Consider the following 15,047-nt stretch of genomic DNA (forward strand, 5'->3'; position numbering starts at 1 on the left):
CCGTCCGCCAAGATGCGGTGAAGCGACGTGCTGAACGCTTTACGAACAGACTATCGCAGGATCGCCCAATCCAGGGCGTGGACACGGTCTCGTCCCAGGGCGGCGGCCAGCGGCGGGGCGGCGAACAGTTCGGCGATGGCGGGATCGAGCACGTTCAGCCCCCCGGTGAAGGCGCCGAAGGCTGGCAGGACAATGCGCGATCCGTCGGTGACGAAGCAAGGACGGCGCACACCGCGTCCGTAGGCGGCGATCTTGGCGGCCGGGTGCAGGTGGCCCGCGACCTCGCCACTCCGGTCGTCGTCGGCGGTCAGCGCCTCCGGTTCGTGGGTCAGACGCAGCGCGCCCAAGGCCATGTCGCCGACGATCCGGCCGGGCAGGCGGGACGCCGTGTCCGCATCGCGAGCGAGCGCCTCGCGGTCGTGGTTGCCCTCCAGCCACAGCCAGTCGCGCCCCGCCGCCAAGTGATCCAGCCGCGCCCGATCGTCGGCCGCCATGCGGGGAATGGCCTTCGTGTCGTGGAAACTGTCGCCCAGCAGCACGACCATGGCGGGGTTCAGTTCGACAATCTCGGCTTCCAGCCTGTCCAGCGTGGCGCGGCTGTCATAGGGCGGCAGAAGCTGGCCGCGCACGGCGAAGGCCGACCCTTTTTCCAAATGCAGGTCCGCGACGATCAGGGCGCCGTGGGCCGGAACCCACATCGCTCCTGAACAGCGCAGCACGCAGGCCTCGCCCGCGATCCGCACGCTCAGCGAACCGCAAATCTTGCGGGCCGGGGACAGGGTCTGGCGCAGAGCGGCGTTCATGCGGCAGCTTCTGGTTCGGCGTCGTCCATGACTTCGGCGATCAGCGGGTCGGCGCTTTCGTCCAGAATCATTTCGGCGGCGTCTCCGCTGACCCGCTCGCGTCCGATCTGGACCAGCACGGGCACACAGAAGGGCGAGGCGCGGCTCAGGGGTTGGTGACGAATACGTCCCTCGATCCGCGCCAGCATCTGGCCCAGGCGCGCCACGTCCAGCAGGCCCGAGGCGGCGTCCGCGCGGGCAGTCTTCAGCAGCAGATGGTCGGGTTGGTGGCGGCGCAGCACGTCGTAGATCAGGTCGGTGGAGAAGGTCACCTGCCGGCCGGTCTTTTCGGCGCCGGGCTGGCGGCGTTCGATCAAGCCCGAGATCAGGGCGCAATTGCGGAAGGACCGCTTCATCATGAAGCTTTCCTCCAGCCAGGCTTCCAGATCGTCGCCCAGCATGTCCGGCTGGAACAGGGCGTCCAGGTCGATCGTGTCCATCGGCCTGATCGACCAGATCGCCAGCGAATAGTCGGTCACGACAAAGCCCAGAGGCCCGACGCCCATCCGGTCCAGCCGCCGGGTCAGCAGCATGCACAGGGTGGTGTGGGCCAGATTGCCCTCGAACGGATAGGCGACCAGGAAATGCCGGCTGCCGCGCGGAAAGGTTTCGACCAGCATGGATTCAGCGTCGGGAATGACCGAGCGGGTCTCCTGCAGCTCCAGCCATTCCTGCACGTCGGGCGGCAGAACGCGCCAGTGGTCGCGGTCGTGGATCATGGTGCGCACCCGGTCAGCCAGGGACGTGGACAGGGGGAACTTCGAACCGCCCCACGACGGAATCTTGGGGTCGCTGTCGTTGGCGTGGGTGACGAGGGCGTCGGTCCCGGTGATGCCCTGAAACGCCCAGATCTGGCCGGCGAACTGGAAGGTGTCGCCAGGCGTCAGCTGTTCGAAATACCACTCCTCGGCCTCGCCTACCTTGCGGCCGCCGATCAGCTGGCGAGAGGCGCCGCCGCGACGGCTGGCGACGCGGACATTCAGCGTGCCCGCCGAGACGATAGCGCCGACATTCATGCGGTGGCGCTGGGCGATATGCTGGTTTCTGACCTTCCAGCGGCCATCCGGCGTGCGAACGATGCGGGCGAACCGGTCATAGGTGCGCAGCGCATAGCCGCCGGTGGCGACGAAATCGACCACCTCCTCGAACTGCTCCCATGTCAGGACGCGATAGGGGCCGCAGCCGGTGATCTCGTCATACAGGGCCTGCATGTCGAACGCCTCAGAACAGGCGACGCCCATGACGTGCTGGGCGAGAGTGTCCAGCGTGCCGATGTGGACCGGCTCCCAGTCAAAGGCGTTGTCGGCGACCGCCTCGCGCGCCGCCTGACATTCCAGCATCTCGAACCGGCTGGCGGGCACCAGAAGCGCGCGAGACGGTTCGTCCAGCCGGTGGTTGGCGCGGCCGATCCGCTGGACCAGACGGCTAGATCCTTTCGGCGCGGCCATCTGGATCACCAGATCCACGTCGCCCCAGTCGATGCCCAAATCCAGCGTCGAGGTGCAGACCACGGCCCTGAGGTCGCCGCGCGCCATGGCCGCCTCGATCTTGCGCCGCTGCTCGGCCGCCAGCGAGCCGTGGTGCAGGCCGATGGGGAGGTTCTCGTCGTTGATGGCCCACAGCTGCTGGAACACGAACTCCGACTGCCAGCGGGTGTTGACGAAGATCAGCGCCAGGGTCGAACGCTGGATGGCGGCATAGACCTCTGGGATCGCGTGCTGTCCCGTGTGGCCTGCCCAGGGAACCTTGCCCTCGGAGATCAGCACGTCGATGACCGCCGGCGCGCCGGGGTCGCCTTTGACGAGGGCCACATCGGCGACGCCGGGCGAGGGACTGAGCCATCCCCGGATCAGATCGGGATCCTCGATAGTCGCGCTCAGCCCTACCCGGCGCATTTCGGGTGCGCAGCTCTGCAACCGCCCCAGACCTAGGGACAGCAGGTCCCCGCGCTTGCCGCTCCAGATCGCGTGCACCTCGTCCAGCACCACGCATTGCAGATCGGCGAAATAGGACCGTGCGCCTTCCCAGGCGCAAAACAGGGCCAACTGCTCGGGCGTGGTCAGCAGGATGTCGGGCGGGAAGTCGCGCTGTCGTTGGCGTTTGGACTGTTTGGTGTCGCCGGTGCGCGTCTCGACATGTATGTTCAGCCCGATCTCGCGGATCGGGGTCATCAGATTGCGCTCGACGTCTGTCGTGAGGGCCTTCAGCGGCGACAGATAAAGCGTATGCACCCCCGACCCCGGCCCGGTCGCCGGCTTCGGTCCGCGCTCGGCCAGGTCGATCAGGCTGGGCAGAAACCCCGCCAGCGTCTTGCCCCCGCCGGTCGGCGCGACCAGCAGGGCGTGGCTGCCGGCCTGCCCCGCTGCGACCATCTCCAGCTGATGCCGCCGGGGCGCCCAGCCGCGCGACGCGAACCAGTCGGCGAACAGGGGTGGAAGCGTTGCGGGAGCGGCGGCGGTCGTCACGGACGGGATATAGCATGTTCCCGTTCCGTTTCAGCCCCAGGCTCGCTATCTATCGGACGTGTCCGACGAATCCGTCATTTCCGAAACCCGCCCGACCGGCGCCCAGCCGTGGGCGGACTTGCCGCCGGCGCTCGCCACGCCGCCGGGCGCAGGGGCGGTGTGCGACGAGGCGGGGGCCAGGAAGATCGGACGCGGGGCGGCCGAGGGGTTCTTCAGCACCGGGCCGGTAATGGCAGCGCACGCGTCGTTGACGGCGCGGCGGCTGGGGCTGACGCCGCCGCCGCGCTCGCCGGACCTGATGGACGTGCTGGAACTGTACGCCTTCGTGCGGCCGGCGCGCTTCTGTGCGCCGTCGCCGACGGGGCTGGCGCTGTCGCTGGGTCTGGCCGAGCCGAAATCGGCGGAAGAACAGGCGGCGGCCCTGCGTGAGGCGGCGGGGCTGCTGCTGCGCGAACTGGTCGATCCGGCCTACCCGGAGCGCGAGGCGGCCTATGTTCTGGCGCTGACGATGCAGCGGGCGGGCTGGGCCTGGGGCGAGCGGGTGGTTCAGGCGCTGGAGGCCGGCGGCGTACGGGCGCGCCAGCATCGCGGGTCGGGGTTGGATGTCTGGTCGCGGCTGACCGAATGGGAGGACGAGGCGCCGCGCGGCGAGGCGGGATCGGCGCCGGTCGACAGCGAGAGCGCGCGCATCCGGCTGGAGAAACTGCTTCAGGCCTCGGGTCTGGACGAGACGCGGCCGACCCAATCGGACTACGCCGCCGAAGCCGCCTTCGCCTTTTCGCCGAGGAACGAAGAGGGGCGGCCCCGCATGCTGCTGGCCGAGGCGGGAACCGGCACCGGCAAGACCCTGGGCTATCTGGCGCCCGCCTCCCTGTGGGCCGAGCGGAACCAGGGAGCGGCCTGGATCTCGACCTATACCCGCGCGCTGCAACGCCAGATCGACCGCGAAAGCCATTCGCTGTGGCCCGATCCGGCCGAGCGCAGGAAGAAGGCGGTGATCCGCAAGGGGCGCGAGAACTATCTGTGCGTCCTGAACCTGCAGGACATGGTGCAGGCGGCCCAGCTGGGGAATGGCGACCTGATCGGCCTGGCGCTGGCCGGGCGTTGGGCGCTGCACACGCGCGATGGCGACATGACGGGCGGGGACTTTCCTGGCTGGCTGCCCGGCCTGTTCGCCATGCCGGCGGCCCATGCGGCGGCGGCGGCCAATCTGGTGGATCGGCGCGGCGAGTGTGTCCACGCCGCCTGCCCGCACTACCGCACCTGTTTCGTCGAAAAGACGATCCGCGCCAGCCGCCGCGCGGATCTGGTCATCGCCAACCACGCCCTGGTCCTGACCCAGGCGGCGTTCGACGGGGCGCGCTCGGCGCGCGGCCAGAAGCAGGACGGTGAGACGGCGGCGCTGAAGCGGATCGTTTTCGACGAGGGCCACCACCTGTTCGACGCCGCCGACAGCGCCTTTTCCGCCTGTCTGTCGGGCCAGGAGGCGGCCGAACTGCGCCGCTGGATCCGGGGGCCTGAGGGGCGGGGGCGTCGCGGTCGCGGGCTAGAGCAGCGGCTGGGCGACATGGTCAACGACAATGAGGCGGCGATGAAGGCGCTGCAGGACGCCATCCGCGCCTCGGCCGCACTGCCGGGGGAAGGCGTGTCGGGCCGCGTCGCGCCGGCCTCGGGCGAGGTCAATCCGATCGGCCCGATCGAAGCCTTCCTGGCCGCCGCCCTGGACCAGCTTCGGGCGCGCACCGCCGAGACCAACACCTATGGCGGGCCCGAGTTCGGCATGGAGTGCGCGCTGAAGCCGGTGACCGATCCCGTCGCCGAAACGGCGCGTGCGGCGGCCCAGGCCCTGGCCGCCATCGAGGCGCCGCTGCTGGCCCTGTCGCGACATCTGGAGGACATCCTCGATGACGAGGCGGCCGAACTGGATGGGTCGCAGCGCTCGCGGATCGAGGGGGCGCTGCGCGGGCTGGACCGGCGCGCGCGCATGACCCTGCCGGGCTGGCGGTCGATGCTGGCGGCGTTGGAGGATGGGGGCGATCAGCCCGATCCCGACTTCGTCGATTGGCTGTCGGCCGAAACCGCGTTCGGCCGCATCCACGACGTGGCCCTGCGTCGCCACTGGATCGACCCGACGGTTCCGCTGGAGGCCGCCGTGATCGTGCCGTCGCACGGGGTGCTGGTGACCTCCGCCACCCTGTCCGATCCCTTACAGGAAGACCCGTTCGACCTGGCGCGGATGCGGACCGGCTCGGCGAGACTTATTGAGCCGCCCCGCACTCTGAAGGTCGAAAGCCCGTTCGACTATGCGGCCAACAGCCGTGTCATCGTCGTCAACGACTTGGTCAAGGACGATCCGCGCCAGACGGCGGCGGCGATGCGCGAACTGTTCCTCGCGGCGGGCGGCGGGGGTCTGGGCCTGTTCACCGCCATTCGCCGATTGAAAGAGGTCTATGAGCGGCTGGGGCCCGATCTGGCGAAGTCGGGCGTGCCTCTGTATGCCCAGCATGTCGATCCCCTGGAGGTCGGGGCGCTGGTGGACATGTTCCGGGTCGAGGAGAATTCCTGCCTCTTGGGCACCGACGCCGTGCGCGACGGGGTGGACGTGCCGGGACGGTCGCTACGGGTGCTCGCTTTCGACCGCGTGCCGTGGCCGCGTCCGGACCTGCTGCACAAGGCGCGGCGCGCACGGCTGGGCGGCAAGGGGTATGACGACGCCCTGGCCCGCGCCCGCATCGCCCAGGCCTTTGGCCGGCTGATCCGGCGCGGCGACGACAAGGGGGTGTTCCTGATGCTGGACGCCGCCACTCCCACCCGCCTGTTCGCCAGCCTGCCGCCCGGGACCGAGGTCCAGCGCATGGGTCTGGCCGATGCGGTCGAACTGACCCGCAGTTTCCTGAACCCCGAGACGACTTAGAATGTCGAAAACCACGCCCGCCACCGTCGCCCTGACCAAGGCCGGCGTCGCCTTCGCTCTGTTTCCCTATGACTATGATCCCGACGCGCCGCGCGTGGGATTGCAGGCCGCCGAGGCGCTGGGCGTGGCGCCGGAACAGGTGTTCAAGACGCTGATGGTCCTGGTCGACGGGGCTCCGGCCTGCGTCATCGTGCCGTCCGACTGCGAGGTCAGCATGAAGAAGCTGGCGGCGGTGCTGGGAGCCAAGTCGGGCCAGATGATGAAGCCGGCCGACGCCGAACGGCTGACAGGCTACAAGGTCGGCGGGGTCAGCCCGTTCGGCCAGCGAAAGGCCGTCCCCACCGCGATGGACGAAACCGCCATCCTGTTCGATCAGATCCTGATCAACGGCGGTCAGCGGGGGCTTCTGCTGGGCCTGGCGCCGGACGATGCGCGTCGGGCCGCGCAGGCGGTGCTGGCCGACCTGACCGCCTAGAAGCGCCAGGTGCGGCGCGCTATAGGTCCGGCATGACCGACGCCTCCACAACCAAGCGACACAGCCGCAAGGGCCTGTATGCGCCCTTCATCCTGGTGCTGATCGCGCTGGCGGCCTGGACCGGATGGTGGATCTTCCTGGCGCGCCAGATCGATACGCGGCTTGAGGCCCAAGTCCAGACCCTGCGCCAGGACGGCTGGGACATCCGCTTCGCTGACAAGACCATCAACGGCTGGCCGTTTCGCACCCATGTGGCCTTGACGAACCTGGTCGTTCAGGCGCCGTCGGGCCATGCGATCAAGGCGACCGAACTGACCGCAGAGGCCAACGCCTATCAGCCGACCCAATGGGTCGTGGTGGCCCCGCAAGGCCTGATGCTGACCCGCGCCGGAAAGGGCGAGGTGGCGGTCAAGGGCGACGCCATACGCATGAGCGCCAGCGGCATCGATCAACGCTGGCCCAACCTGGCGCTGGAGATGGTCAATCCGGTCTTTACGGCCCAGACCGGCGCCGAACCCTTCCCCATCGCCCGCGCTGCGCGCATCGAATTCTACGCCCGGCCGCATCTGGAAGGTTCGACCGCGCCGACCGACGACGTCGATGTCATGTTCCGGCTGGTGGACGGGCAGGGGCGGGCGGACGGCCCTGTGGAAGGCTTCGCCCAGGACGGCCGCCTGACGACGCAGCTGGAGGCCGAGATCGGCCAGGCCAGCCTGCTGAAGACCGGCGGCGATGCGGCCGGCGTCTTCTCGGCCTGGACCAAGGCGGGCGGGACGTTCCGCAATGTGCGCGGCGATCTGCAGGCCGGCGACAGCCGCGCGACCCTCTCCAGCGATGTGTTGCGAGCCGATGCGAACGGCCGTCTGACCGGCCAGGTCCAGCTTCAGGCGCAAAAGCCTCTGCCCGCCCTGGCTGGTTTGATGGCGACCCGACAGGGGCCGGTGAACCGGATCGGCGCGGCCGGGGCCGCCGCAGCAGCGGGCGCGGCCGAGGCGACGGGTAAGGAGCAGTTGCCCCTGACGCTGGTCTTCCGCGACGGCCGCACCTGGCTTGGCCCCTTCCCGCTGGCCCCGGCGCCCAAGCTGTTCTGATGACCCTGCTGAACGAACCCGAAGCCGACGACGCCCTGCTGGCGCTGGATCGCGCGCTGGTCGAGGCGGTGCGGGCGCGGGTCGCCGCCGGTCCGCGCGACCGAGCCGACGCCTCGGCCATCGCCCTGCGTCAACTGCTGGACGGCGCCTCGGCCGATGAGGCTGCGGCGGTCAAGGCGGTGTGGGGCCGGATCGAGGTGGCGACCGGACCCGCGCTGGTCGTCTGCGGCGGCGTGGCCCAGGCCCTGGCCACCGACCGCTATGGCTTGCGGTCGCGGCCCCTGTCCGCCGACGAGGCGTTGAAGGCGGCCGAGGCGGGCTCGCGCGCCGTGATCGACCTGTCGCCCGACCGGCCGTGGTGGGGCCGCCTGCTGGCGCGGCCCGAACTGAAGATCGTCGCCGCCCTGCCGGACGACCGGCGCGGCCGGCCCCAGGCCTTTGTCGTGTCCAAAGACATGTCCGGCCCCACGGGCGACGACCGCAGCTTCTGGGTCACCGACAGCGGCTGGTCCGAGACCAAGATCGTGGACGCCCTGGGCGACGCGGGACTGGTCGCCGATCCGCTGGCGGCGGCGGGCGGGTTGAAGCTGTTCATGCTGACGGGCTATGTGCAGGTCGACGACGGGCGGCTGAAGAGCGCGCCCGGACGAATGAGCGGCGTGATCGGCGCCGCCCCCATCTTCTGAAACCAAGGCTTTCCATGACCGACGCGACCGCGCCACACGGCCCTGCACCCAAGCCCGGCATCCTCGACATCGCCCCCTATGTCGGTGGCAAGTCGTCCATCGCCGGCGTCGCCGAGCCGATGAAGCTGTCCTCCAACGAGAACATGCTGGGCGCCGGCGAAAAGGCGCGCGCGGCCTATGAGGCGGCGATCAAGAATATCCACATCTATCCCGACGGCCGAGCGACCAAGCTGCGGAACGCGGTGTCGGAACTGCACGGGCTGGAGCCCGAGCGGTTGATCTTCGGGAATGGCTCGGACGAGGTCTTCGCCCTGTTGAACCAGACCTATCTGACGGCGGGCGACAACATCGTCTGCGGCCAGTACGGCTTTCTCGCCTACCGCATCAGCGCTTTGGGTTGCGAAGCCCAGGTCAAACTGGCCCCCGAGCCGAACTTCAAGGCCGAGGTCGATGCGCTGCTGGCCCAGGTCGATGACCGCACCAAGATTGTCTACGTCTCCAATCCATCGAACCCGACCGGCAGCTACAATACGGGCGAGGAAATCCGCCGCCTGCACGCCGCCCTGCCGGCCCACATCATCCTGGTCGTGGACGAGGCCTATGCGGAATATGTGACCGAGGCCGACTGGGAAACCGCCTTCCCGCTGGCCAAGGACGCCGAGAACATCGTCGTCACCCGCACCTTCTCCAAGATCCACGGTCTGGGCGGTTTGCGCATCGGTTTCGGCTATGCGCCGCTGAAGGTCGCCGAGGCTATCGACCGCATCCGCCTGCCGTTCAACGTCTCGGTGCCGGGGCTGGAAGCGGCGACCGCCGCTCTGTCGGACGAGGCGCACCAGACGGCGTCGCGCGATCTGATCTCGAACTGGAAGCCGCGCTTGACCCAGGCCCTGCGCGGCTTTGGGCTGAACGTCCTCCCCAGCGCCGGCAACTTCGTGCTGGTCCTGTTCGACAGCCCCGAGCGCGCCGCCGCCGCCAACGACTATCTGAACACCAAGGGCATCATCGTCCGCCCTGTCGGCGGCTATGGCCTGCCCCAGGCTTTGCGCATCACCATCGGCACCGAAGACCAGAACCGCGCCGTCATCGATGCGTTGAGCGAGTTCGCGGCCACCTGATCAAAGGGCAAGAAGCGGCGGCCGCATTCGCAGCCGCCGTCTTGATATCAACCGCCGAAGCGGCGGGCGATGAAGACGCCGGTGCGGACGGCGTCGTCGCTTTGCGACAGGGGGCTGTCGGCCACGTCGCCCAGGCGGCGTTCGTAGTTGAGCAAGGCCCCGGCGCCCCATTTGTCGCCGATCGGGACCAGCAGGACCAGGCTGACACCCGCGCCCTGCAGACCGCCGCCGGGGGAATAGGCGCTGATGCCGTTAGCGCCCGCCTCGGCCGTGCTGACGCCATAGTAGGCGTCGGCCAGTTTGGAATCGCCGCCGCGCACATAGACCGAGCCGTTCAGCAGGCCGACGGGCGTCACGCGCTGATGGCCGACGGAGGCATAGTATTCGGTGCCCTCGCTGACGTCGGACACGTCACGGCTGATCCGACCGCCAACCACCACATTGCCGGGCAGACGCTTGTAGGCGTAGGCGGCCAGGTCCGCGCCGAAGCCCGGACGATCCAGCGTCAGGCCTTCGATATCATCGGCCGAGAAGCGCGGGCGCAGTTGCAGGCCGGCGCGGAAGTCGTCGGTCTTGATCGCGTTCCAGCCCAGGCCGTCGATCGGGTTCAGATAGACCAGGTCGCGATAGTTGGCCGAAACCCATGGGGCGACCGTCGTCTTGGAGCCCGTGTCGCCGTTGGAGTCGTTGCGATAAAGGACGCCTGCGCCGAGATCGACGGTCCAGTTCTGTGGGGCGGGCCTGATCTGCTCGTAGGGTTGCGACTGGGCCAGGGCGGAGCCGGCGACAGCGGCGAAGGCGACGGAGAGCAGAAGGGAACGAAGCATCGGACGATTTCCATTGAACGCGCCCGAGCGGGGAGGTCAGGCCGGTTCAGAATGCGCAAGCTGGACCTTTGGCTCCAGCAGCGCCAACGACGCCGTCTCTATGCGACTTTCCAGCAACGCCATCATCGCGCCGCGCTTCAGCTGGGCCGGGATCGGCTCAAGGAATTCGAAAACGACCGTGCCGGGATAACGACGGAAGCCGTGCGCCGGCCAGTGGACGCCGGAGTTGGTGGCGACGGGCCAGCAGGGGCCTTCCAGATCGCGATAGATGGCGGCGACGCCAGGCTTGTAGTCGCCCGGCACGCCCGGATCGTTGCGCGTGCCCTCGGGGAAGATGACGATCTGGCGGCCTTCGGACAGGCGGTCGCGCGCCTGTCGCGTCATGTCCTTCAGCGCCTTGGCGTGACCCGCGCGATCCACGGCGATCATCCTGGCCTTCCAGGCGAACCAGCCGAAGAAGGGCAGGGGCATCAGCTCCTTCTTCATCACGAAACAGGCGTCGGGCAGGACGGCCAGCAGGGCCACGATATCCAGCATTCCCTGGTGTTTGGACGCGATCAGGGCGGCGCCGGACGGGGCGTGCTCCAACCCGCGCACCTCGACCTTGACCCCCGCGATCCAGCGCAGGCCGAACAGGACGATCTTCGCCCACAGCTTGCACACGCCCTGCACATAGCGGTGCGGCGCCAGCAGGACCGGCGACAGGCCGATGGCGATGATCGGCATCGACAGATAGAGCCAGGCAGTGAAGATCAGGGAACGCAGGGTGTTCACTTAGGACGCGGCCTTTTCGTCAGGGGCGGTTTCGGTCTCGGCCGTGACTGCGGCGGGCCGGTCGCGGGTGATGCGGCGTACGCCCTCACGGCCCAGGACGGCGAGGTATTTCATATACTCCAGCGTCATCCGACGCGCGGTCACCGCCGCCCGCCACCAGCGCGCATTGTCCAGCGACGGGGTGGAGATGGCGTAGGGCGTCAGTTTCACGCCCGGCAGGTGGCCGCGGATTTCAACCAGCGAACGCGGCATATGATAGTCGGAGGTCACGACGATCAGGCTGCGATAGCCCTTGGCGCGGCTCCAGGCGGCGATCTCCTGGGCGTTGCCGACGGTGTCCTCTGCCTCGAAACCAAGGTCCACGCAGCAGTTGAACAGTCGGCTGGAGCCGGGCGTCAGCTCGCGCAGCTCCTGACGGCGCACCTCGCGATTGACGCCGGAGATCAGCACCCGCTCACCCTTGCCCTGTTCCAACAGGCGGATGGCGGTGTTGACCCGTTCGGACGAGGGGCCGGTCAAGGCCACGATGGCGTCGGCGCGGGCGGGGTCGTCGGCCGGCGTCAGCTCGCGCACCCGGTGGGCGAAGGCGAACAGGCCGACCAGCCAGATCAGACCGGCGATGAAGATGACGCTCAACAGTCTCATGCGCCCCCTCCTTCTGTCGGCCGTCCTGAAGCCAGCATTCGCATGGCGGCGAATCTCGCCGCGAGAACCGCAACCGTAGCCGCGAGCAGCGGGCAAGGCGAGAGCAACGCCAGGTCGCTCCAACTGATCGGCAGGGCCGCCGTCAGGCCGCCCGATCCGCCGATGAAGCGCAGAAGGATCAGAAGGACCGCCGCCAGCCCGGCGCCGATCGCGCCCGCGCCGGCCGCCATCAGGCCGAACCGCCGCTGGAACAGCCAGGCGATGGCGCCGTCGGTCGCGCCGTTCAGGCTCAGGGTCTCTATCACGCCCTGACCGGCCGCCAGGCCTGCCCGGGTCGCATAGGCGATGGCGGCGGCCGCAGCGAAGGCGACGGCCAGGAAGGCGGCGCCGGCCAGGACGGTGATCATGCCGGCGGACCGCTCGACCTCGCCGCGCCACAGGCTGTGATCGTCCACCGTGGCGTCCAGCCCGGCCTCGGCCAGGGCGCGGCTCAGGGTGACGGCGCTGGCGGGGGCGTCGCGGTTCAGCCGCACGGTCACCAGATGGGGCAGGGGAAGATCGGGCAGGACCGCGTCGCCCAGCCAGGGGCGCAGCAGATCCTCGGCCGCCTTGCGGCTCAGGGCGGCGGCCTCCTCCACCCCATCGACGCCGGACAGGGTCTCGGCCGCGCGCGCGGCGGCGGTGTCGCCGGTTTCGCCGACGCGGGGACGGACCTGGACGGTGGCCTCCGCGCCCAGCTGTCGGGCCCAGCCATGCGCGGCGCGGTCGGCGGCGGAGGCGGCGACGCCGGCGAGGCAGGCCAAAAAGCACAGGACGGCGATGACGGTCATCAGCCACGGCTCGCCGGCCGCGGCGGGCGGCAGCAGGCCGGGCCGGCGGCTGGAGAAACTAAAATCGGACAGACGAATCATGCGGCGGCCCGCGAGGGTTCGCTGAGCCGTCCGGCCTCCAGCCTCAAGACGCGCGCGCCCGACCGCTGGGCCAGGGCCTCGTCATGGCTGGCGATCAGGACGGTGGCGCCCAGTTTGTTCAGCGACTGGAACAGCCGCAGCAGCTTGTCGGCCATGACGGCGTCCACGCTGCCGGTCGGTTCGTCGGCCACGATCAGGCCGGGGCGGGTGATGACGGCGCGGGCGATGGCCAACCGCTGCTTCTCGCCGCCGGACAGGGCGGGCGGACGGGCCTCCATCCGGCGACCCAGGCCCACCCATTTCAGCATCTCGCGCACGTCGTCGGCGTACCCGGCCTCGGATCCGCCCGCTAGGCGCAGGGGCAGGGCGACATTGTCGAAGGCCGACAGATGATCCAGCAGGCGGAAATCCTGGAACACCACGCCCATCCGCCGCCGAAAGGCCGGGATGTCGCGACGATCGATGCGCGTGACATCCGATCCGAACAGGCGGAGGGTTCCCGTTCGGGGTTGGTCCGCCAGCGTCAGCAGACGCAGCAACGAGGACTTACCGGCCCCGGACGGCCCGGTAAGAAAGTGGAAAGAGCCGCGCGGCAAAATGAGGTTAACGTCCCGCAGCACGTCGGGCGCGCCGACATAGCCGAAGCTGACGCCAGACAGGCGAACGGTCTCGGTCATAGCGGCGGGTTCGGCGGGCGAGGACGGCATGGTATGTGTTTCAGGAACAGGGCGCGGCGTCGCGCCTTACGGGAGGGGGCGACAGCCTCGCAGTCAGCCACATGATACTGACCTGCCCCGCCTGCGCCACCAGCTATTTCATTCGTGACGAAGCCATAGGCCCCGAAGGTCGCAAGGTGCGCTGCCAATCGTGCGGCGAAGTCTGGCGCGCGACGCCCGACGAGCCGCTGGAATTGACGCTGACGCCCGACCCGGCGGTCGCCGCCGCCACGCCTGCAACCCCGCCCGAACCCGATCCCGCGCCAACCGCCGCCAGCCTGGCCGAAACGCCGGCGCCGGAGCTGCCTCGCGCCTTCCGCGCCCGCGCCGATCGCCAGAAGAAGCTGCGCCGCGCCGCCACCCAGGGCGTGATCTGGGCCGGTCTGGCCAGCGTCTTCATCGGCCTGATCGTTTCGGCCTTCCTGTTCCGCGTCGAGATCGTTCAGGCCTTCCCCCGGGCCGCTTCGGCCTACAAATTCTTCGGCGCGCCGGTCAATCCGGTCGGGTTGGACTTCGAAGCGTTGACGGCCAAGGCTGCGCCGAACCACCCCGGCATGGTCGTGGTGTCCGGCGCTATCCGCAATGTGCGCGACGTCGAGATCGTCTCGCCGCCGATTCGCGTGGCCCTGCTGGACGCCGCCGGCGCCGAAGTCGGGTTCAAGATCGTAAAGATCGACGCGGCGCCGGTCCTGCCGGGCAAGGTCCAGGGCTTCGCCGCCCTGATCCCCGATCCGGGCGGCCACGGGGCCGGGATCGGCGTCGATTTCGCGCCGGCCAGCCCCTCGCCTGCCAAATCCCCGGCTGAACACGGCGGACAGGATGCGAAGGCCGCGCCCGCGCACGCGGCGCAGCCCGCCGCCGAAACCTCGCAGGGGCTGCGCTCGGCGACGGCGCCCGGCGCCGAGGCGCCGAACACGGCCGCGCCGATCGACGCGCGGCCGGTCGGGGCTGTGGACAAGGGGCATGGTGAGGCGGTATCGGCCTCGCATCATGGCTGATCCCTCCCCGACGCCGACCGTTCTTCTGTCCGAGGCCGAGGTGGCGCGCATCGTCGCCGACCTGGCCCAGCGCATCGCGCCCGTCATCGACGACGATACGGTCGCCGCCGTGCTGCTGACCGGCGGCCTGTGGTTCGCCGCCGACCTGACCCGCGCCCTGTCGCGCGTCGGCCGCAACGTCCGTTTCGACGCCCTGTGGCTGGCCTCCTACGGCGACGAGCAGACCAGCCGGGGCCGGATCGACGTCTATGCGCCGTTCCAGCGCCCGATCGCGGGCCGCCGCGTCCTTATACTGGACGACGTGTTCGACACCGGCCTGTCGCTGGCCGAAGCGGTGCGTATCGCCAAGGACGCCGGCGCGTCCGAAGTCCTGACCTGCGTCTTCGCCAGGAAGCCCTGGCCCAAGCCCCGCGCGCCCGAGCCGGACTTCGTCGGCTGGGAGGCGCCGAACCGCTTCCTGGTCGGTTATGGCCTGGACCACGCCGGCACGCTGAGGGGCCTGCCGGACATCTGCGCCCTCGACTGAGTTCCAGCGCGGCGACAGCGGGGATAATCCGTCCGGGGCTGAATTTCCGCCCGGTTCGG

14 protein-coding genes are annotated in these 15,047 nt (G+C 69.5%); 7 read left to right on the plus strand and 7 right to left on the minus strand.

Features of this window, described 5'->3' with window-relative positions:
* Nucleotides 1-50: 50 nt before the first annotated feature.
* Complete coding sequence (pdeM, locus tag HNP47_RS14475; RefSeq protein WP_184280101.1) at nucleotides 51-803, minus strand: ligase-associated DNA damage response endonuclease PdeM; 753 nt, start codon at nucleotides 801-803, stop codon at nucleotides 51-53.
* Nucleotides 800-3,307 carry a ligase-associated DNA damage response DEXH box helicase gene (locus HNP47_RS14480; RefSeq protein WP_184280102.1) on the minus strand — a complete coding sequence of 836 codons (2,508 nt, stop codon included), beginning with the start codon at nucleotides 3,305-3,307 and terminating at the stop codon, nucleotides 800-802. The genes pdeM and HNP47_RS14480 overlap by 4 nt, the downstream gene beginning before the upstream one ends.
* Before the next feature lie 58 nt (nucleotides 3,308-3,365).
* Between HNP47_RS14480 and HNP47_RS14485 the strand changes: the two genes are divergently transcribed.
* Genes HNP47_RS14485 through hisC form a run of 5 tightly spaced genes read left to right on the plus strand, consistent with a single transcriptional unit; the run spans nucleotide 3,366 to nucleotide 9,591 of the window.
* A complete protein-coding gene (locus HNP47_RS14485) occupies nucleotides 3,366-6,221 on the plus strand; it encodes an ATP-dependent DNA helicase (protein WP_184280103.1) in 2,856 nt (951 codons plus the stop codon).
* A 1-nt stretch (nucleotide 6,222) separates the two neighbouring features.
* On the plus strand, nucleotides 6,223-6,696 hold the full coding sequence (gene ybaK / locus HNP47_RS14490) for a Cys-tRNA(Pro) deacylase (protein ID WP_184280104.1): 474 nt from the start codon (nucleotides 6,223-6,225) through the stop codon (nucleotides 6,694-6,696).
* Nucleotides 6,697-6,728: 32 nt separating this feature from the next.
* On the plus strand, nucleotides 6,729-7,787 hold the full coding sequence (locus HNP47_RS14495; RefSeq protein WP_184280105.1) for a DUF2125 domain-containing protein: 1,059 nt from the start codon (nucleotides 6,729-6,731) through the stop codon (nucleotides 7,785-7,787).
* Complete coding sequence (locus HNP47_RS14500; protein ID WP_184280106.1) at nucleotides 7,787-8,473, plus strand: hypothetical protein; 687 nt, start codon at nucleotides 7,787-7,789, stop codon at nucleotides 8,471-8,473. The genes HNP47_RS14495 and HNP47_RS14500 overlap by 1 nt, the downstream gene beginning before the upstream one ends.
* A 14-nt stretch (nucleotides 8,474-8,487) precedes the next feature.
* The gene (hisC, locus tag HNP47_RS14505; RefSeq protein WP_184280107.1) at nucleotides 8,488-9,591 is read left to right on the plus strand and encodes a histidinol-phosphate transaminase; all 1,104 of its coding nucleotides are present in this window, start codon (nucleotides 8,488-8,490) and stop codon (nucleotides 9,589-9,591) included.
* 47 nt (nucleotides 9,592-9,638) lie between these two features.
* On the opposite strand, the gene HNP47_RS14510 is transcribed toward hisC, so the two are convergent.
* From HNP47_RS14510 to HNP47_RS14530, 5 genes are read right to left on the minus strand one after another with little or no spacing between them, the layout of a single operon-like run.
* Entirely contained in the window at nucleotides 9,639-10,418 is a 780-nt protein-coding gene (locus HNP47_RS14510; protein WP_184280108.1) for a MipA/OmpV family protein, read from the minus strand.
* 36 nt (nucleotides 10,419-10,454) lie between these two features.
* Complete coding sequence (locus tag HNP47_RS14515; protein WP_184280109.1) at nucleotides 10,455-11,192, minus strand: 1-acyl-sn-glycerol-3-phosphate acyltransferase; 738 nt, start codon at nucleotides 11,190-11,192, stop codon at nucleotides 10,455-10,457.
* Nucleotides 11,193-11,837, minus strand: a complete 645-nt coding sequence (locus HNP47_RS14520) for a YdcF family protein (protein WP_184280110.1) — start codon at nucleotides 11,835-11,837, stop codon at nucleotides 11,193-11,195.
* Entirely contained in the window at nucleotides 11,834-12,748 is a 915-nt protein-coding gene (locus HNP47_RS14525; RefSeq protein ID WP_184280111.1) for an ABC transporter permease, read from the minus strand. The genes HNP47_RS14520 and HNP47_RS14525 overlap by 4 nt, the downstream gene beginning before the upstream one ends.
* Nucleotides 12,745-13,455: a cell division ATP-binding protein FtsE gene (locus HNP47_RS14530; protein ID WP_184280112.1), complete on the minus strand. Its 711-nt coding sequence runs from the start codon at nucleotides 13,453-13,455 to the stop codon at nucleotides 12,745-12,747. The genes HNP47_RS14525 and HNP47_RS14530 overlap by 4 nt, the downstream gene beginning before the upstream one ends.
* Nucleotides 13,456-13,526: 71 nt before the next feature.
* On the opposite strand from HNP47_RS14530, the gene HNP47_RS14535 reads away from it, so the two are divergent.
* Together HNP47_RS14535 and HNP47_RS14540 are read left to right on the plus strand one after the other, a co-directional pair.
* Nucleotides 13,527-14,462: an MJ0042-type zinc finger domain-containing protein gene (locus HNP47_RS14535; RefSeq protein ID WP_184280113.1), complete on the plus strand. Its 936-nt coding sequence runs from the start codon at nucleotides 13,527-13,529 to the stop codon at nucleotides 14,460-14,462.
* Nucleotides 14,455-14,988: a phosphoribosyltransferase gene (locus tag HNP47_RS14540; RefSeq protein ID WP_055754434.1), complete on the plus strand. Its 534-nt coding sequence runs from the start codon at nucleotides 14,455-14,457 to the stop codon at nucleotides 14,986-14,988. The genes HNP47_RS14535 and HNP47_RS14540 overlap by 8 nt, the downstream gene beginning before the upstream one ends.
* Nucleotides 14,989-15,047 lie beyond the last annotated feature (59 nt).

This window comes from Brevundimonas vesicularis, assembly GCF_014204545.1.
GTDB lineage: Bacteria > Pseudomonadota > Alphaproteobacteria > Caulobacterales > Caulobacteraceae > Brevundimonas > Brevundimonas vesicularis_B.